15 protein-coding genes are annotated in these 19,838 nt (G+C 34.3%); 4 read left to right on the top strand and 11 right to left on the bottom strand.

Features of this window, described 5'->3' with window-relative positions; genetic code table 11:
* Nucleotides 1–164 precede the first annotated feature (164 nt).
* The 7 genes from MST30_RS04505 to MST30_RS04475 all read right to left on the bottom strand — a co-directional run bounded on the left by MST30_RS04505 (nt 165) and on the right by MST30_RS04475 (nt 12,526).
* A complete protein-coding gene (locus MST30_RS04505) occupies nt 165–650 on the bottom strand; it encodes a DUF6646 family protein (RefSeq protein ID WP_243473212.1) in 486 nt (161 codons plus the stop codon).
* 55 nt (nt 651–705) lie between these two features.
* On the bottom strand, nt 706–1,566 hold the full coding sequence (locus MST30_RS04500; protein WP_243473211.1) for a cupin-like domain-containing protein: 861 nt from the start codon (nt 1,564–1,566) through the stop codon (nt 706–708).
* A gap of 256 nt (nt 1,567–1,822) precedes the next feature.
* Entirely contained in the window at nt 1,823–6,691 is a 4,869-nt protein-coding gene (locus tag MST30_RS04495) for a DNA repair ATPase (protein WP_243473210.1), read from the bottom strand.
* Nucleotides 6,692–6,897: 206 nt separating this feature from the next.
* Entirely contained in the window at nt 6,898–8,970 is a 2,073-nt protein-coding gene (locus MST30_RS04490; protein WP_243473209.1) for a flotillin family protein, read from the bottom strand.
* A gap of 23 nt (nt 8,971–8,993) precedes the next feature.
* Nucleotides 8,994–9,719 (bottom strand): hypothetical protein, encoded by a 726-nt coding sequence (locus tag MST30_RS04485; protein ID WP_243473208.1) that lies wholly within the window; start codon nt 9,717–9,719, stop codon nt 8,994–8,996.
* Between the two features lie 54 nt (nt 9,720–9,773).
* Nucleotides 9,774–10,472 carry a PspA/IM30 family protein gene (locus MST30_RS04480; RefSeq protein WP_243473207.1) on the bottom strand — a complete coding sequence of 233 codons (699 nt, stop codon included), beginning with the start codon at nt 10,470–10,472 and terminating at the stop codon, nt 9,774–9,776.
* 236 nt (nt 10,473–10,708) lie between these two features.
* Entirely contained in the window at nt 10,709–12,526 is a 1,818-nt protein-coding gene (locus MST30_RS04475; protein ID WP_243473206.1) for a TonB-dependent receptor plug domain-containing protein, read from the bottom strand.
* A gap of 70 nt (nt 12,527–12,596) precedes the next feature.
* On the opposite strand from MST30_RS04475, the gene MST30_RS04470 reads away from it, so the two are divergent.
* Complete coding sequence (locus MST30_RS04470; protein WP_243473205.1) at nt 12,597–14,093, top strand: aminotransferase-like domain-containing protein; 1,497 nt, start codon at nt 12,597–12,599, stop codon at nt 14,091–14,093.
* On the opposite strand, the gene MST30_RS04465 is transcribed toward MST30_RS04470, so the two are convergent.
* Nucleotides 14,080–14,499, bottom strand: a complete 420-nt coding sequence (locus tag MST30_RS04465) for a putative signal transducing protein (protein ID WP_243473204.1) — start codon at nt 14,497–14,499, stop codon at nt 14,080–14,082. The two genes, MST30_RS04470 and MST30_RS04465, sit on opposite strands and share 14 nt — an antisense overlap.
* Nucleotides 14,496–15,035 carry a hypothetical protein gene (locus MST30_RS04460; protein WP_243473203.1) on the bottom strand — a complete coding sequence of 180 codons (540 nt, stop codon included), beginning with the start codon at nt 15,033–15,035 and terminating at the stop codon, nt 14,496–14,498. The genes MST30_RS04465 and MST30_RS04460 overlap by 4 nt, the downstream gene beginning before the upstream one ends.
* Before the next feature lie 57 nt (nt 15,036–15,092).
* Here MST30_RS04460 and MST30_RS04455 point away from each other — a divergent pair, with 57 nt between their 5' ends.
* Genes MST30_RS04455 through MST30_RS04445 form a run of 3 tightly spaced genes read left to right on the top strand, consistent with a single transcriptional unit; the run spans nt 15,093 to nt 17,791 of the window.
* The gene (locus MST30_RS04455) at nt 15,093–16,349 is read left to right on the top strand and encodes a Y-family DNA polymerase (protein WP_243473202.1); all 1,257 of its coding nucleotides are present in this window, start codon (nt 15,093–15,095) and stop codon (nt 16,347–16,349) included.
* Complete coding sequence (locus MST30_RS04450; RefSeq protein ID WP_243473201.1) at nt 16,346–16,789, top strand: LexA family protein; 444 nt, start codon at nt 16,346–16,348, stop codon at nt 16,787–16,789. The genes MST30_RS04455 and MST30_RS04450 overlap by 4 nt, the downstream gene beginning before the upstream one ends.
* Before the next feature lie 27 nt (nt 16,790–16,816).
* Nucleotides 16,817–17,791, top strand: a complete 975-nt coding sequence (locus MST30_RS04445) for a Gfo/Idh/MocA family protein (RefSeq protein ID WP_243473200.1) — start codon at nt 16,817–16,819, stop codon at nt 17,789–17,791.
* Between the two features lie 57 nt (nt 17,792–17,848).
* Here the strand turns inward: MST30_RS04445 and MST30_RS04440 are convergent, their stop codons facing one another.
* The gene (locus MST30_RS04440; RefSeq protein WP_243473199.1) at nt 17,849–18,139 is read right to left on the bottom strand and encodes a F0F1 ATP synthase subunit delta/epsilon; all 291 of its coding nucleotides are present in this window, start codon (nt 18,137–18,139) and stop codon (nt 17,849–17,851) included.
* 77 nt (nt 18,140–18,216) lie between these two features.
* Nucleotides 18,217–19,725, bottom strand: coding sequence for a F0F1 ATP synthase subunit beta (atpD, locus tag MST30_RS04435; protein WP_243473198.1), 1,509 nt, complete (start codon nt 19,723–19,725; stop codon nt 18,217–18,219).
* Nucleotides 19,726–19,838 lie beyond the last annotated feature (113 nt).

Genomic DNA, 19,838 nt, shown 5'->3' with positions numbered 1-19,838 from the left:
GCAATATTTTTCGATGAACAGCACTTTTAAATTATGAAAGGATGTTTAAACTCGACGAACAACTTTAATTTGTAAGATAAATCAAATCTTGTTTTGGGAATTAACACAAAAAAGCCTTTTCGAATAAACGAAAAGGCTTTTTTAAATGTTATGTTTTGAGAAGTTTATAGATTAAAACTTGCTCCAATGTTAAACGTAAATTGGTTGTAAAACAAGTCTACTTTGTCATCATATTTTGCAAGTGGAAACGCTGCTTCAGTGTAAATTCCAAAACCATCAGAGAAGAAGTAACGTGCACCTAAATGTCCGCCGAAATTCTTTAAACTAAGGCTAAGACCTGGATAAAAATCAAAGTTCTCATCAATATTGATAACATTTCCTAAGTTGGCATTGAAACGTGCTTTAAGATCGAAACGATCTCCAAAATCAGTGACATCAGCTAATACATCATCAACGCCTAAAGCATAAGAAGAAGACACACCAACAGAGATGTTTTCTCCTAAACCATAATCGTAAGTAAGGTTAAGACCTGTGGCTTCATCCTGAAAGTTAGCACCAACCTGAAATTTTTGGTCACCTTTTCCTTGAAAAGCTTGAGAGTTTCCAAAACTAAATAGTAGCAATGCTGCTATTAATACAATATTTTTCATGTTCTTAATTTTTAAAAATGTCGGCAAATATACAAATAGATTGTATGTCAGAAAATTAAACATAACGCTTTGTGTTGATTATGGCTTTTTCGTTTTTCCAGTCTATCCACTTTTGTCCTCTAATTCTTCGCATTAAATTATCATAATTACGCATTAAAAAGATGTTGTACAAAGCTTTACTCAAGTTTTTAGGATTGCGTGCAATGGCACGTAAACTCATAGAAAAACCAGGTGTTAAGTAGCGCATGTAGTGCCAATAGCCTTCTGGCATATATAGTACTTCGCCATGGTTGAGGTTGCAGATCCAACCTTTAGCATGTTTTAAAGCAGGCCATTTTTCAAAATCTGGATTTGCAAAATCAATATCCTCTCTCGTAATAAGCGAATGAGGTACTTTATATAGATATTTATTTTGCTTTTGATCGAATAGGATGCACTGTTTTTTACCTTCAAAATGAAAGTGGAAAATATTCGCTAAATCAATATCGTAGTGCATAAAGGTGTAAGAGTCTCTACCACCAAAGAATAGCATTGGTAAACCTTTCATTAAACGCAGTCCGAAGTCAGGATAACTAAAGTCATTTTGAAGTTGCGGTACTTCTTTTAAGATATTCCAAAGAAAAATTCTAAATTTCGTAGGCTCTCGTTTTAGTAAGTCTACATAATCGCTCATTTTCATTTTAGCATGAGCTTCGTTGAAACCGTCTTTGTAGTCTACAGGTCTATCGTCGTAAAGAGGTACGGTTTTGTCACCAGCAACCTCTTTCATGTAGTCTAAGCTCCACTTAGTGTATGCAGGCCAATCTTCAATAAAACGTTCTATAACCACAGGTTTTTGTGGTTTGAAGTAATTTTTGATAAAATCCTCTTTCGTAATCGTTTTTACGCGAGGTATGTCTTGAAGGTCTAATTGCAACGGCTAAAACTTTAAAGCTCCAAAGTTAAGAAAACGTTACCAATTGGTTTAAATTGTATGATAAAAAATAACTTATTACTGATTAGTAAATCCTATGGTGAAAAGATAAAACTGTATAAAAAAGTTAAGATTTTGTCAATCTGAATTTATTTCAGATTCTAAAAAAATAAAATGAGTTCATTTAGATTCTGAAACGAGTTCAGAATGACAGACTATCATAATTCTCTGACAACCTTATAGTGTTTATTATCAAATTCTATTTTTTATCTAAAAATCCTTGTCTCAGTATTTCTTTTATACCTTCAATATTATCTGTAAAGTCTACCATCTGTGCTATAATTTGGGACATTTGGTTTTGACCACCTAGACTATTTAACTTATTGTTTTTTGCGAAAATAACTTTGATATCTTCCCAACGCTGTAACTCTTCTTCGGTTAGTGAATTGCTTAGTTCTTTATACTTTAAAAGATTAGCTTCTGCAGCGCTAGTTAAGGTTTGCGATTCGTTTTCGTAGTGCGACAATACTAAGGTTTGCAATTCTTTATCATCCATTATCGGCACCACTTTGGCAACCAACTTGTTCATGTCTCTGTACGATCCTTGTAACTTAAAGCTAGGCTCAGTACGATAACTGTCTTCCATACCTGCACTGGCAATATAGGTCTCGTTTACCTTAAGAACAGTGTTTCTTATTTTGATGACTTTTTCAATCACAGAAACATAATCTGCAACTTCTTGGTTACTATGATTGCCTTTAAGTTCTGCGTCTGCTGTGTTATGCTGTGCACGGTCAATTAAAGTATAAATATCATCAAAATATTTGGTGCTTAATTGTTGTAAAACAGGATTACTTGTCAAGGCATTTTCAATAAGGCTTAACTCAAACAAGTGTGCTGTATCTCCAATAATATCACCTAAGTTGTAGATGTCTGCACGGTTAGCAAGCATGTCTGGTATCTGGAATTTTTCACCGCTTTCGGTATATGGATTACCAGCCATGATAACACAAAACTTCTTACTTCTTAAATCATAGGTTTTAGGTTTGCCTTGGTAAACACCTTCAATCTTACGCGTACCATCAGATAGACTGATAAACTTTTGCAAAAACTCAGGATTACAATGCTGAATATCGTCTAGATACAGCATGACATTGTCACCCATTTCAAAAGCTAAGTTTAATTTTTTAAGCTCTTCTCTGGCAGCAGAATTATTTGCAGCTTCAGGATCTACAGAGGTCACTTCGTGACCTATGGCAGGACCATTAATTTTCATGAATATTAAGCCAAGTCTGTTGGCTACATATTCCATTAATGTCGTTTTACCATATCCAGGTGGTGAAATCAGTAACAATAAGCCCATTCGGTCTATACGTTTGGTATCGCCAACAGTACCTAATTGCTTTGCTAAATTATCTCCAATAAGTGGAAAATACACCTGATTTATAAGTTTGTTTCTAACGAAAGAACTTAATACGCGAGGTTTAAATTCATCCAATCTCAATTGTTCCTTGAGTTGTTCTATAACCTCATGTTTTGCCGATTTAAAAGCTGCAAATGCAGGAACTTTTACACTGTTAAAATGTTCTAGTTCTTCAGAGAATTTATGATAGCTAAATTGAAAGGTGCCATCAATAATACTAGGATGAACGCCTTTTAAATCTTTAATTTCAGTTTCTGCAACAGCAGTATTAGAAGCGCTATTGTTTTTATATAGAATACAGGCTACACATTCATTTACATATTGAACTAATGTATTTTCATTCGCTTTTGCAAATGCCGAAACCCAATGCTTTACCAATTCTATACGATCTTTTTGGGTAGCACTATCGTTAAGACGTTGTTTAAATTTTTCGGTAGCTTTTTGTGTTTTTAATTCCTTTTCAAAAGCTTCTTTTAGTTTTATAGCTTCATTACTTACTGTAAATGTATCATTGTCTTTCAGTTCGTTAAAAAGGTATTCTGCAATAGTTTTGGCACTATTAGCTTCAATTTTTCTTGAAGTTTGAATGTCTTCCGCTAGCTCATCAATGATAAAGTTATATTCCTTGCTGTTTGGAAAAACAGCCAAAACCTCACCAGCACTTTTTAAGTCATGATTGTACGCTTTTAGACTTTCTTCAGAAAGATTATTCCAGAAAAATTGTGCTTCAGCTCTTACATTTGGCGGATAGATTAATAAATCTAATTCCTGATGTTTTTGTAATAGAACTTTTAGAAATTGCGTGGCATCAAAATCATGAACACCTTTAACATAACCACCTGAATAATCACCACTGATGTAATCTTGTACATGGCTTAGTAACTCAGCATCTTTTAGTTCAAGTAGTGAATTTTTATCACCAGTAGAGAACATCTTATAGGCAAGATAAGCAGCTCTGTAGGTTTGTTGATCTTCAGAAATTAATTCTTGATCCCAAATGTCTTTTGAGTTATTAAGTACCTCATGATTCAGTTTCTGATAAAAATCGGTACCTGTAAGATGGTAGAACAGCTCATTATTTTTAAAAACTATGGTAACATCTAGCTGTTGCTTATTAACGCCAAACTTGTGCTTTCCTAATTTTATAACGTTGTCTCCATCTTCGTAGAGTTCGTTTTTGTCTTTCAGTTTTCGTAAAGCATCTTCACGCGCGACTTTAAGCGCTGTTTCTATGGCTTCAGATTTACCAACATCGCCGAGCTCTTTTAACTGACCAATAATATCTCGCACCTTATTTATCATAAGGTCACTAGCAAAATAGCCATTTATAGCAGCAATATCTTCTAAAGATTGTGACTTTTTTTGTGCACCATTTATAATGCGTTGCGCAGCATTTTGTAAGGCAATTGTTTTTTTGTTTCGAGCTTCTACAAGGCTAGATTTACGATTATCAAAAGCCGCATAAACCTCTTCTCGTTTTTCTATAATTTGAGTAATGTATTCTTCAAAATCTGAAAACTTACCTTCTAATTCTTCAAGTTGAATAGAAACCTTCGTGAGAAATTCATCACATTTTTCGGGTGTGTTGGCAATATCAATATAGTTGATGATACTTTGGTCAATAAGTTTGAGTTGTGCAGTAAAATCGGCTTGTGCTTCTTTTTTGCCAACAGCTTTTAATTTGTTTTTTATTGCCGCTTTAACCTGATTGATTGTAGCAAAAATCAGAGAGATATTCTCAATAATTTTAGTGGAGTGCGAGGTGTCTTCAATATCGAGATTTGATACAATATCGATAAGCAGTTCTAAATCTTCAGCAATTTTATTTACTTCTTCCTCTAAAACTTTTATCTCGATAACCTTTTTTAACTCTTCTAGTGTTTTTTGCTTTTCGTTAATGGCGTTGTGATACGGTTCTAAAGCTTTATCATCTAAAAGAAATGTAGTTGCACGCCTAGAAATGGTGTCGTTTTGTTCTAAGATTTGGGTTTCGATACCTTTAATGAAATCATGATCTACATAACGAACTTCATACAATCCAATAGCCTCACCTCTAATGGAACGTAACTGTGTTAGTAGATCTACAAAATCATTAATGGACTTAAAAGACGTGCTTTTAATCTTACTGAAAAGTTCTTCGGACTTCTTAGAAATAGAAAGGGTTTCTTGCTCAGCTTGTTTGCGTAATTGCTTTACCTTTTCAAATTCATCTATGGCAGCATTAGAGGCTTTATTAATTTCCGCCAAAGGTATATTAAGCTGTTGGGTCTCTTCTTTAGAAATCCAATAATAAGCATCTAAAATGTCTTTAGATACTCGTGCAATATCATCATACAACCCATCATAACTATCTTCTTTATTTAGTAGTGTAATAAGTTCGTTAGTTTCGGCCATGGCTTTAACAATATCCTTATTCCCAATTTTATAAAGTAAAGTATCTTGATGCTCAGAAGGCATAATATCACCTTTTAAATAAGGTGTTTGCCATATTTGCATCATGTGATGTTTGGTTTGTTCTTCTTCAGTGCGGAAATAACACAGCTCACCATTATCTAGAATTGTAAATCCATTACAGATTATAGGTGTTTTTACCTCCTGATCAATGACGTTGTAAGACATTAAAACATAAACACCGTCGCTAGGATCATAGTAAATATAAAGGTGATCTTCTCCATTTGGGGAAGTTATTTTTTGCTGAAATTTTAATTGAAACGTTGTGTTTGAAAACACATTGTACTCACCAGTTTGCAGATAGTATCCACTTGGGAAAATAATACCTTGATCGTCTGGTAACAAAACAGCTGATTGTGCAATGGAATCAACTTTTTCAACAACTTTAAGTTTATGGTTGTAAACAAAATATCGTGGTTGTTCTTGAAATGGTTTTATCTCTAAAACAATTAGATTTCCCAAATCGGCATAACGGTACTGACCATCATCTAGTGTTTGATCTTTATGCTCAACATCTTCACTGTAAATACCTTTGCCGTCGTCTGTGTTGTCTTCGACTTTAATAGTTAAATCTCCACCAATGGTTTCTACAAAAACCTTATCTAGTATAGAAACATGTGCATGTTTTCCATTGCGTTGATGGTCACGACCAGCTTCATTCCAGATAAAATCGTATTGTCTAGGGTATTTGTATTCGTGCTCACTACGGTTATCTACATATTCTAAGGTGTTTCCATTAATAAGCCATTTGAATGTTTTAATATCAGTAACCGATTCGCTTAACTGAAATACCATGTGGAGGTAATTCCCGATAATGGCAAACTTTGAAAAAATGGTATTTCGATAATATTTATATAGATTTTCGAAGTCGTTTTTAAACACAGGATCATCAATAATTTGCAATCCTGTTGGACTTTCTTCAAACCTGAGAGCATCCTCTTGTCGCTGAAACTGATAAACGCTAAAAACATCGCTCAAGGAAATAGATGTACGCAGTCCAAAATGTACGTTATACCCAAATAAGCTTTGGTTTCCTATAGAAACGATATCTCTTGCAATACAGTTGTTTTCCGTATTGATACGATCGTTAGCAATGAGTTGCGTTTCTAAGGATCCAAAAACGGTTTTACGCTCTTCGTTAAGTCGATGTAAACGGTTTTGTAAATCGTTTTTTTGCTTTAGTAAACGACTCTGAATGATTTCGTAAGTTCCAGAATCTAAAGCTATATTATCATCAGTTTGGTTGTCTGCCATTTTTTATAAAAGTTCTTTATAGTGCATTCAAAATATCATCACAAATTTGATGTCTGGTCGAGCGCAGTCGAGACCTAATAATGTTTAAAATTTTAATTAAAACCTCTCGACTGCGCTCGAGGAGACATCATTAACTACTCGTCTCTTAAAGGTTTGTAGAAAAGGCTGTTTAAAAAAGTTCTCTTTTTTAAACAGCCCTACAACTTTTATAAATCATTCATCTTTTTGTTAGATAATCCCATGCCTTTTGCAAGGTTGAATAGATTACTTAACATGGTTTGTTCACTTTTATCATCAGATTTATCTTGTAGATTGCTCAGTAAATTGGCAATAGTTAAGTTTTTAATATCTTCTGAACTTATACCATATTTATCTGCAAAGGACTTTACTTTATCGAGTAGGTTTCCTTTTACATCATCGCTACTAAGTATAGCGTCTTTTACTTCGCTTACAGTTTCTGAGTGTTGTACCAAACGATCATAACCTTTGGCTTTTGTTATCTGTCCTATAATTTGCTCAAAGAACATAGTCTCACCACCAACAATATCAATTTTAGCAGCTCTTAAAGCTTCACCAATTACTTTAGCTTGTGCATCAGCAATTTCTTTCTGAATATTTATTTTAGCAAGGTCAACCTGTAATTCTTTATCAAGTTTAAGTTTGAATTCTTCGTGCTCTTTACCAACACCATCTAACTTCTTCATTGCTTCAGCTTTTTCTTCAATTCCTGAAGCATCTGCCATAGCTTTCTCTTTAATAACTTGAGCTTCTGCTAACCCTTCTAATCGTTTAGCTTCCGCTTTAGCAGTAATTCCGCTCGCTTCTGCTTCTGCTTTTTTCTGAATAATTAATGCATCAACAACACCTTGTCTTTCACTAGCTTCAGCTTTTGCATGCATCACTTGGGCTTCAGACATACCAATTGTAGCTTCTTCTTTTGCTTTTGCTTCAGCAAGTGTTTTACGAGCTTCAGCTTCTTTTTCACTCGCTTCTTTTTGCGCTTGTGCTTCTATGTTTAATTCTTCAGCTTTTTGTTTTGCAGCTTCTTTCTGTGCTTCAGCAGATTTTATAGTTTTTATTAAGTCTTCTTGTGCAGCCGCTTCAGCATTTGTTATAGCCACTTGTTTTGCTCTGTCAGCAGTTTTGAAAGCTTCAATATCTTTCATGTTTTCCTGCTCTTCAACCACACCTTTTTCTAGCGTAACACGATCTCTAATAACATCTTGAATGTTCTTTTTCTCTACTTCAACAACCTTCTCTTTTTCAATTTGAGCCAACGTAACGATACGTTCTTTTTCAGTTCTTTCTAATAAACGGTCTTTCTCTACACGTTCGCTTTCTATAGCATCTGTACGTTGCTTATTTTTCTCTGCAACAATGATTTGACGTTGCATATTTTCTTCGGCAACTTTTACTTTTTCTTCGGTTGCTATACGTGCAGTTTCAGATTTTAAACGCTCTTCTTCTGCCACTTTTAAAGTCGCAGCCTCTTCACGAGCTTTTATGTTAGCAATTTCACGTTTTTGTTGTTCTTCTTTTTCAGCCAATTGCTTATCCAATTCTAAGATAGCTTCTTGAGCTTCAACATCTTGCTTACGGATAATTTTTTCTTCATCACGCTTTATTAAATTGGCTTTAATATTTTGCTCAGCAGTAAGATCAGTAATCTTCTTAATACCTTCTGCATCTAAGATGTTATCTGGTTTTAAGAATGAAACCGCTGTTTGCTCTAAATAATCGATAGCGCAATCTTCTAGCGTGTAGCCATTAAGATCTGTACCAATAATGTCTACGATTTCGTCTCTAAATTCGCGACGTGCTTCATATAATTGAATGAATTCAAACTTCTTACCAACTGTTTTTAAGGCTTCTGAGAATTTCGCTTCAAAAAGATCCTCTAAAGTCTCTATGCGAGAGGCACGATCTACACCAATAGTTTGTGCTACTTTCTTTATAAATTCTACTTCATTATTTACACGAACGAAAAAGGCAACTTTAATATCTGCACGCATATTGTCTTTACAGATAAGACCTTCTGTACCCAAACGTTCTATTTGGATTTTCTTTACAGAGACATCCATAATCTCTACACGATGAAAAACAGGTACCACGTACAAGCCTTTGTCTGTGGCTACTTTTGTACCACCAAAACCTGTTCTGACAAGTGCTTGGCCTTGAGGTACTTTTTTGTAAAACATCGCAATGATTGCGAAATACACAATGATTAGGAATAAAATAATTCCTAGTCCGGTTAAAATAAGAGGTAAGATTCCTTCCATAGTTTTTATTTGGTTTTTAAATGTTAATTAAGGTTTGGTTTTGCAACTAAATAATAGTTTTTATCATCTGATTGTTTAATAATAAGGGCATTTTCACGAAATTTAATTTCGGAAGTATCTAAAGATTTTACATAGATATTCATAACGTTTCCATCGACTATAACTTCGGCATTTCCCATTTTTTCTCCTGAAATAGTGGATAAAAGTTTTGCTTCTAAACCTATAAAGTCGATAGCTTTGTCACCATCTTTATTTAGATTTTTAAAGAAAGACTTAAAAGGTACGGTTACTATTTTTGTAAGAAATAATGATGGTAGTATTGCCAGTAAAACAATAACGTATCCAAAGCTAGTATCGTAATTGTTGGTTAGCGTTGTTGTTATAACAGATATGAGCCACCAATTAAAAATCCAGAAGGTAAAGGTGAACATAAATGGTAAGCCAACAAAGTTGAAATAGATTAAAACAACTTGCCACCACTTTAAATTGCGAGTTCTTTTGTTTACGACATGCTGACGGTCTACTTCTACATTGCTAACATCTTGAAAATCTATGTTGCCACTTTCCAGACCGCTTTCGACTTCCATATCTACATCAGCATCAATGTCAACATCGATATCTACATCGACATCTAAGTCGAAATCAATACCGCTAAACATGGTAACGAGCCAATATAAAATCAAGATGATTAACAAAATGCTGAGCGTAATGTTAACTTGTGAGAATACGATGTCTAAATACTGTTCCAATGGTTTGTGTTTTTAAAGTGAACTCATTTTGAGCGCGTTTGGTAAAATAACAGATTAATTACTGTTTTTTATACCTAATTCTTCTTTTAATTTTTTTAGATCTTCATTAGCTTTAGATATGGTATCATCTATTGTAAAATCTACAGCATCATCTAAGTTTATATAATCATCTGGTTGCTCATTTAAGTCTTGAAATTCTTGTGTTTTTTCTTTTAAAAATTTCAATCTATCATCAATACTTTGAGCATTTAGATGTGTCATTTGTTTGTTTATGTTTTGTTCGGCTTCAATTATTTTAATTTCAGCTTTTAAAGCATCAAGTTCTTTTTCCCAGTCTGAAATGTTTGATTGAATCATAGCTACATTTCCTTTTAACAATTCAACTTTATAGTCTAATTTATCACGTTCTGCTGCTGTAGCTTTTACTTTTGCTAATAATGCTTCTTTTTTTATCAAAGCCTCTCTGGCTAAGCGATCTCCTTCATAAATATCAATTTGATTAAGCTGTACTTTTTTTAAAATAGCAATAGCTTCATTTTCGCTTTTTTTTGCTTTAGTGTCATATTCGTCATTATCATTTTTTACACGAATTGCTAGCGCTTTTACTTTATTTAGATGCTCGGTAGTATAAGAAAGTTCTTCTTTTAAGCGATTCAGTTGTTCTTCAATTGCGTCTTCAAGCTCATACTGATTATCTATCATAGTATTAGCTTTTGCATGAAAAAAATTGAATAGCTTTCTAAGGATGTTCATAGCGTTAAATCTAGTACTTTTAATTGAAATACCTTACAATAAATTCTAAACTAAAGGATACATTTTTAAAGGATTAAAGCCTTGATAAGAATGTGATGGTTGAATTTTATCGCTATTCCGGATGTAGCGATAAGCTTACATATAATATGTAGCACTTATTTGAATTTTGTTACAAAAGCAACAAAAAAATCCTGCCGGTTAGGACAGGATTTATAGTGTGATATGTTGTTTTCTATCTATTTAAACGTATATCGTAAACCAAATAACACGTTACTTGGTGGCATTGGAGTAAAGCCAGATTCAATATAGTCAGCATCAAAAATGTTGCTCGCTGTTACTGTAAATTCCGCTTGATTAAATCGGAAAGCAATTGAGGCATCCCAAACATTATAGGTTTGTCCTGTTGTACGTTCGGCATATTTGTAAATAATGTTTTGACTAACATTTTTAAACAACTGTGTACTTAATCGTGTAATATATTGGTGCTTCAACGTATTAAGTGAATAGCGTGATAATTCTTCATTTTTATCCGAAATATTATCATCTAAGTACGAGTACCCAAACGCTAAGGTTTGTTTATAGTTGCTAATATTAAAGTTGTATGTAGCATCAAACTCTAAACCTTTGGTGTTAACTTCGGTAATGTTTTCTGCAGTAAATACATCCTCGGTTACAGATGTTCTTACATAATCGATAAGGTTATCCGCATCTCTGTTAAATATAGCTATACTTGCTGTAAGTTTTGGTGAAACGTATTTAAAACCAAGCTCTTGTGCAAACGCTTCTTCTGGCTCTAGATCTTCATTGCCACTGGTTACAGGGTCGTTATAGTATAAATCTGTGTAGGTAGGTACTCGGTAGGTGTAACCGATGTTTCCATAAACTTTGAAGTTGTTTGTAATATCATAACCTACATCTAAACCAGGAAACGCATGAAATTTGAAATCTGAAAAATACGTTAAAGCAACACCAGGTGTAATGTCTAGTTTGTTATCTAATAAACTAAAGCGATGTTCTAAGAAAGCGTTAGCCATAAAACGGTTACGGTCTCCTAAGTTGTTACTTCTTAGATAAATTTTTGAGAGATCTATACCAAAACCGGTAACACCTAGTTCTGAAGTGTAAGAGGCGTTTGTTTCCGCTCCAATTTTATCAGAAATATGTAGGTTTCTATAAAAACTTGGATCGTCTCTTCTCAGTAAAAAGATATCTTGATTACGTTTCCAGTAAACTCTTGGCTGAATTTTTAATGTTGATGTTCTAAACGTTGTACCAAATGCAATTAAGCTATTTTGAGTTTCTTCGTACTCGTTAAACGTAGGATTGGTTGTGTAGAAGTTCTGTGCACCAAACTTACGCTCAAGAAAAGTAGCAGTCATTTCAATAGCTTGTGCATTTTTATTAAAGGTACTTTTTAGGTAGTAATTGGCATTGTCGTAATCGGTATTAATTCGATAACCTTCAGAAGTCATTCTGCCAACATGAACAATATGCGACGAGTTTTCTAAATCTATTCCAGCAGTAACATTACCGTTAAGTTGTCCAAAAGATCCAGTTTCAATAGTTGCAGATGTTGAATTTTTAAGGTTCTTCTTCGTCACAATATTTATAGCTCCGTTAAAGGCATTCTGACCAAAAACTCTGGCTGCAGGTCCTTTGATAATTTCTATACGTTCAATAACTTCTATTGGTAAAGCAGCATTCATGGTGTGGTGACCTGTTTGTGCATCGTCCATTTTTATACCATCTATTAGTAGAAGTGTTTGGTCAAATCCACCACCTCTTATGTAAAGATCAGCTTGGCTGCCACCAGTACCACGTCTGCGAATATCTACACCAGCTACTTGCTGCAATAAATCTACAAGATTTACAGCTGCACTTTTTTTAATAGCATCTGATGTGATTATGTTTATCGTTCTTGAGTTTTCTTTAAAAGGTAAATCGATACGTGTACCAGTTAAAGTAACAGAATCTAATTGTTGTGTAATTTCCTGAGCGTTAAGCTGAAAAACGACCATAATTAGTAAAGCAAAAGCGATAATCTCTTTTCTCATATCTCGTTTTAAATTGAAAGTGCAAAAGTCGTAACTTTCCGGACGATTAAAATAGTCCACTTTTAAAAGAATGAATAGTCCGGTTGATACCATTTTAAAACAACTCATAACTTACGATAAAACTATCGTGCAACCAGTCTATGTGCAAGTAGCACAGCAAGTTATTAATGCCATTCAACGTGGATATTTATCTAAAGGAACAAAGTTGCCAGGTACAAGAACTTTAAGTCAACTTTTAAAAATACATAGAAACACAGCCGTTGCAATCTATGATGAGTTGGCGTCTCAAGGTTGGGTAGAAATCATTGCGAATAAAGGCACTTTTGTTTTATTGCCAGAACAAGCTACAGCAAAAATTAAAGCCTCTGCACAGCAAGTGCATCAGGCGTATCATTATCCTAAGGAAGCTGGTTTTCCGTTTCAGCAGTCGTTTCATTTGGCGACTAATCTTCAGCAAACACAAGCCAAATACATTATTAATGATGGCAAGCCAGATTTACGTTTGCATCCAACGCATCAATTTTCGCGATGGTATAGCGCAGCTATGAAGCGTAAACCACTCATTCAAAAATGGAACAGAACTACAACGTCATCAACTTCAGTATTTAAAACGCAATTGTGTAATTATCTCAATGCCACACGAGGATTTCATATAAAGCCCAACAATCTTTTGAATACACGTAGTTCTGAAATGAGTCTTTATATTGTATCGCAATTGCTGATAAAGCAAGACGATTTGGTTTTGGTTGGTCAGCTGAGTCATTATGCTTCTAACACTATTTTTCAAGAAGCTGGATCTACGATTAGGGCAATTCCTGTGGATGACGATGGTCTCGATGTAGATTATATAAGACAACATTTTGTAAAAAATCGAATTCGATGTGTTTATGTAAGTGCACACAGGCATTATCCAACTACAAAAACCTTAAGTGCAAAACGACGTATTCAATTATTGGAATTGGCTAAGGATTATGGGTTTGCAATAATTGAAGACGATTACGATTATGATTTTCAGTACGATGGTTCGGCCATGTTGCCAATGGCAACGGCAGATACTAATGGTATGGTGATTTATTTGGGTAAAATTGGACAGTCATTTTTTCCAAGTTTTCAATCCGGATTTGTTGTAGCGCCTGAAAACCTCATTGTAGAGGCTCATAATTATTTGACGCTTTTAGATGAGCAAGGCGATATTATACAAGAGCAAATGTTGTCTGAATTAATTGACGAAGGCGAAATTTACAGACTGTTAAAGAAGAATATCGTAACCTACAAAAAGCGAAGAGATGTTTTGTGTGAAACTCTAAAACAACAATTTGAAGATGTTATTCAGTTTGAAAAACCTTCAGGAGGTTTAGCAATTTGGTTGAAATTTATAAAACAGATTTCTCTAGTGCAATTGGCAAATGAAGCGGAAGCATTAGATGTGTTTTTACCAAAAACGATTTTATATCAAGATAAAGATACCTGTGCTATTCGGTTTGGTTTTGGGCATTTAGATGAAGATGAAATTGAGATTGTAGTGTCTAGGTTAAAACAAGCCTATGATAGGATTATTGCTTTTTAAAGTTAACAATAGTGTTGCAATTATCGCATTTATACTCGTAACGCGCGCTTAGCGGAAGTGAGCCAAAAACAAAACCTATTATAAAATGAACTAAGGATTTAAAACTATTAATAGTAGAGTAGAGGCTAATGTTATTGCTGCCACAATTAGAACAGGCAACAGCATTGCCATTATCATCTAAAGTATAAGCCGAAATAGAATTTAAAACTGCTTTCGCTTCGCTTTCATCTTCGGCTAAAACATTCAATTTTACACCACCAATGGCGTTGCTAACTAAAGGATCGGTATCTATGGTGATGCTATCTTTTAGAAATACTTTAATGCCTTCAGCTTCGAGACGACCTTTTATGATTTGTGCTTCACTAGAGTAGGTGAATCTTGCGATGGTAACAAACGTTTCTTTCATACGGAATTGATTTTATCTTTCCATTCCTCTTTATCTTTCCATTTATAATCATTAGGAACAGTTGCGTCTAGCAAGTCTATATCTAATTCTTCAGACAGGTCATAAGCTATTAAAAAAGCTTCCTTATAATCATATTCTTCATATAATTTAAAGTGCTTGTTACTGTCGTACCAAAGATTAACTTCAAATATGTAACTACCATTGCTAAGTGGCTGATGAAATATAGAAACATATTCGTAATCTTGAATAGTATTCCATTTACCAATTTTAATTGGGCCAACTTCAATAGTAGGTCTAAATCTAGAATTTACAATATCTATATGTATTCTTTTTTTAGAACAAAAACTAATGCCTAGTATTATTAGTAAAATAGCTGCTTTAAGATTATTAATTACATAACTGGTATTTACATTGGTTAACTGCGCCTCATAAATGACCTTAATAAAAAAGCCTAATGCTGCTGTGAATAGAAATGCTGCAATAGGGATTTGCCATATAGGTCTGTCGCTTTCGGAAATTATGATGCTATGTTTCATATATCCAAATATAGTAAGACGATACTATTTAGTCTAACTTTATTTATCTTTACATCTATGTACGCACTTGTAGATTGTAATAACTTTTATGCTTCTTGCGAAAGGGTTTTTAATCCTAATTTAGAAGGAAAACCTGTTGCTATTCTTAGTAATAATGATGGTTGTGTTATTTCTATGAGTGATGAAGCTAAAGCAATAAACTTACCTTTTGGCGCACCAATTTTTAAGTGGGAAGGCTTTTGTAAAGCCAATAATATTGCAGTACTATCATCTAACTATCCTTTATATGGAGACATGAGTAGTCGTGTAATGAAGATATTAGAGCAATTTACACCAGATGTTGAGGTGTATAGTATAGATGAAGCATTTTTACAGTTCAAAGGTTTTAAGGATTGTGATTTTGGTGATTATGGTATTCAGATCCGACAACGTATTTTAAAATGGACAGGAATTCCAACCTGCGTTGGTATTGCACCAACAAAAGCATTAAGTAAAGTGGCTAATAAAATCGCAAGAAAGTTTCCTAAAGAAACCAAAGGAGTCTATATTATAGATTCTGAAAACTCGAGAATTAAAGCCTTAAAATGGATAAAATTAGAAGATGTTTGGGGAATAGGTAGACAACTAAAAAATCGTTTACAAGCTAAAGGTTGTAAAACAGCTTACGACTTCACACAGCTAGATGACGAATGGGTGCGACGAACGTTTTCTATTACAGAGTGGAAGCTTAAAAAAGATTTAGAGGGTATTTCTAAAATAGAATTAGACGAGCCAACGCGTAAGCGCGCTATTGCTACCACACGAAGTTTTGACTACACTTATGATGATATTAACTATATAAAAGAGCGTATTTCTACTTTTGCAACAAGTTGTGCCGAAAAGTTGAGACGGCAAGGTTCTAGTTGCCATATGGTCATTGTATCTATAAGTAGTAATAGGCATAAAAAAGATTTGGAACAGCATAGAGCAAGCACGATTATAAATTTCCCATATCCTACAGATTCGTCTTTAATTATTAGCAAACAAGCCGTTAGGGCAGTAGATACTATTTTCAAAGAAGGAATTAAATATAAAAGGGCAGGAGTTATAGTTACAGGTTTAGTGCCAACAGACAATTATCAACTAGATATGTTTGAAAGTGAAGACCCAAAACATAAACCTTTAATGTCTGCAATAGATAGAATAAACAGAAAATATAAAAGTGATAAAATTAAGATAGGAAATCAGGATTTAGAACGCACCTGGAAGATGCGACAAGAACGCCTTTCACCTAGATATACAACCAATATTAATGATATTATTGTAGTAAAATGATAACAAACAAATCTCAAAACTTAACCTTCTTTATTCCAGAACCAGTAGAAGATGCTGGAGTAAATTTCTTTGACACAGGAATTTCTGCAGGTTTTCCATCACCAGCAGATGATTTTAAGGAGCAACGTTTATCCTTAGATGAAGAATTAGTAAAAAATAAGGAAGCCACATTTTATGCTAGAGTAAGCGGACAGTCTATGATTGGAGCTGGTTTAGACGATAATGATCTGTTGGTTATAGATAGAAGTCTAGAGCCAGAAAATAATAAAATTGCGGTTTGTTTTTTAGATGGTGAATTTACAGTAAAACGATTGCGAGTAGATAAAGGAGAAGTTTGGTTACAGCCAGAAAATCCAGATTATCCTATCATAAAAATCACCGAAAACAATGATTTTGTTATTTGGGGAATTGTGACTAATGTGATTAAGAAACTGTATTAATCTAAAGCATTTAAAGGTAACCATATAATGAAGCAAAACTTAAAATGGGGAATAATAGGCTGTGGAGATGTCACTGAGGTGAAGAGTGGACCAGCCTACCAAATAACAAAAGGTTTTGATCTAGTTGCTGTAATGCGAAGAAATTTAGAATTGGCAAAGGATTATGCTAATCGCCATAATGTGCCACAATATTATAATGATGCAGATCTGTTAATTAATAGCCCAGAAGTTGATGCTGTATATATTGCAACACCACCAGACACGCATCATTATTATGCCTTAAAAGTAGCTAAATCGGGTAAAATATGTTGTATAGAAAAACCAATGGCTCCTAGCTATGTTGAATGCCTAGAGATACAAACTGCTTTTGAAAAAAATAACATTCCATTATTTGTAGCCTATTATCGTAGATCATTAACACGATTTAACAAGGTGAAGTCTCTTCTGGATGAAAATGCTATTGGTAATGTGAGACATATTAGCTGGTATTTAAGCCGAACACCAAGTGATATAGATCAGTCTGATATTTACAATTGGAGAACAGATGCTAAGATTGCACCTGCTGGTTATTTTGATGATTTAGCAAGTCATGGTTTAGACTTATTTATATATTTATTTGGAAACGTAAAGCAGGCCAAAGGCATTTCTGCAAACCAACAAAAGCTTTACACTGCTAAGGATATTATTTCAGCGTCTTGGGAACATGAAAATGGAGTTCTAGGGACTGGAATGTGGAGTTTTGGAGCTTATAAACGCGAAGATATAGTGAGAGTAATTGGTAGTGAAGGAGAATTATCTTTTTCGGTTTTTAGTGACGATCCTATTGAACTAATAACTGAAGAGAAAATAGAACAGATGGTTATTGAAAATCCTAAGAATATTCAGCAGTTTCATGTTGAAAATATGGCAAAACATTTACAGTCAAATTTTCAACACCCTTCAACAGGAAAAACAGCAATGCATACAGCTTGGGTAATGGATAGTATTTTAGATAAGCTATAAAAGAAAAGCGCTAAACCAAAGTTTAGCGCTTTTTATATTTCAAAAAATATTATTTTTTTAATCAGCTAATATAATTAGCTTGTTGTCTTTCATTTCTATAGTGCCAGAGTTAATCTTTACAGTTAACACTTTATTATCTTTAGAATGAGGAACAACATCTCCATGCAACTCATCAAAAGTTAGACTTTGTGAGTGCGTGTTGATTCTAATAGTGCCTTCACTTAAGATAGAAACTATAGGTGCGTGGTTAGATAACATTTCAAACTCACCATTTACACCTGGTACTACCACAGAGTCAACCTCTGAGCTAAATAAAGTGGCTTCTGGTGATACAATCTCTAAATACATAGTTTTTTAGTTTGCAGTTTGCAGTCTACAGTTTGCAGTCGCACTGAGGACTGAATACTGAATACTGCTTACTGATTTTACGCTTCAGCTAACATTTTCTCACCAGCTTCAATAGCTTCTTCAATAGAACCTTTAAGGTTAAATGCTGCTTCTGGTAAGTGATCTAATTCACCATCCATAATCATGTTAAAACCTTTAATAGTTTCTTTAATGTCTACTAATACACCTGGTATACCTGTAAACTGCTCAGCTACGTGGAAAGGCTGTGATAAGAAACGTTGTACACGTCTTGCTCTAGATACAGCTAATTTATCTTCTTCAGATAATTCTTCCATACCAAGGATAGCAATAATATCTTGTAATTCTTTATAACGTTGTAATAACTCTTTTACTCTCTGTGCACAAGCATAGTGCTCATTTCCTAAGATGTCTGCTGTTAAAATTCTTGAAGTAGAATCTAATGGATCTACCGCAGGATAGATACCAAGCTCAGCAATCTTACGAGACAATACTGTTGTAGCATCTAAGTGGGCGAATGTTGTTGCAGGAGCCGGATCCGTTAAATCATCCGCAGGTACGTAAACCGCTTGTACAGATGTAATAGAACCTTTCTTTGTAGAAGTAATACGTTCTTGCATAGCACCCATCTCTGTTGCTAATGTTGGTTGGTAACCTACTGCAGAAGGCATACGACCTAAAAGTGCAGATACCTCAGAACCAGCTTGAGTAAAACGGAAGATGTTATCTACGAAGAAAAGTACATCTTTTCCTTGTCCGTCGCCAGCACCATCACGGAAATACTCAGCAATAGTTAAACCAGATAAGGCCACACGAGCACGTGCTCCAGGAGGCTCATTCATCTGACCGAAAACGAAAGTTGCTTTAGAATCTTTCATAGCTGCTTTATCAACTTTTTGAAGATCCCAACCACCTTCTTCCATAGAGTGCATAAAGTCATCACCGTATTTAATAATGCCAGACTCTAACATCTCTCTTAAAAGGTCATTTCCTTCACGAGTTCTTTCACCTACACCAGCAAATACTGATAAACCACCGTGACCTTTTGCAATATTGTTAATCAACTCCTGAATTAATACTGTTTTACCTACACCAGCACCACCAAATAATCCAATCTTACCACCTTTAGCATAAGGTTCAATAAGGTCAATTACTTTAATACCTGTAAATAAAACTTCAGTAGACGTTGACAAGTCTTCAAACTTTGGAGCTTGTCTGTGAATAGGTAAACCTGCTTCACCAGCTTTAGGTAAGTCACCTAATCCATCAATTGCATCACCAATTACATTAAATAAACGTCCGTAAACGTCATCACCTATTGGCATTTGGATAGGAGCACCAGTTGCAATAACTTCAGTTCCTCTGCTTAAACCATCAGAAGAATCCATTGCAATAGTACGTACGGTATCTTCACCAATGTGAGATTGTACCTCTAATACTAATTTTGAACCATCTGGGTTGTTAATTTCTAATGAATCATAAATTTTTGGAAGTTCTGCACCAGCACCGAATTCTACATCGATAACTGGACCTACAATCTGTGCAACTTTACCTGTAACTTTAGACATTACTTATATGTTTTTGTTTTGCAATAATTTAAATCTGAAAAACAACACTTTATGTTTGTGTTGAGTACGTGCGTTTTTCGCGCTGCAAAGATATGGTTTTATTTAAAAAAATA

Source organism: Winogradskyella sp. MH6 (assembly GCF_022810765.1).
In the GTDB taxonomy this organism is placed as follows: domain Bacteria; phylum Bacteroidota; class Bacteroidia; order Flavobacteriales; family Flavobacteriaceae; genus Winogradskyella.
The sequence above is the reverse complement of the archived record's forward strand: the minus strand, read 5'-3'. Positions and strand labels throughout refer to the sequence as shown.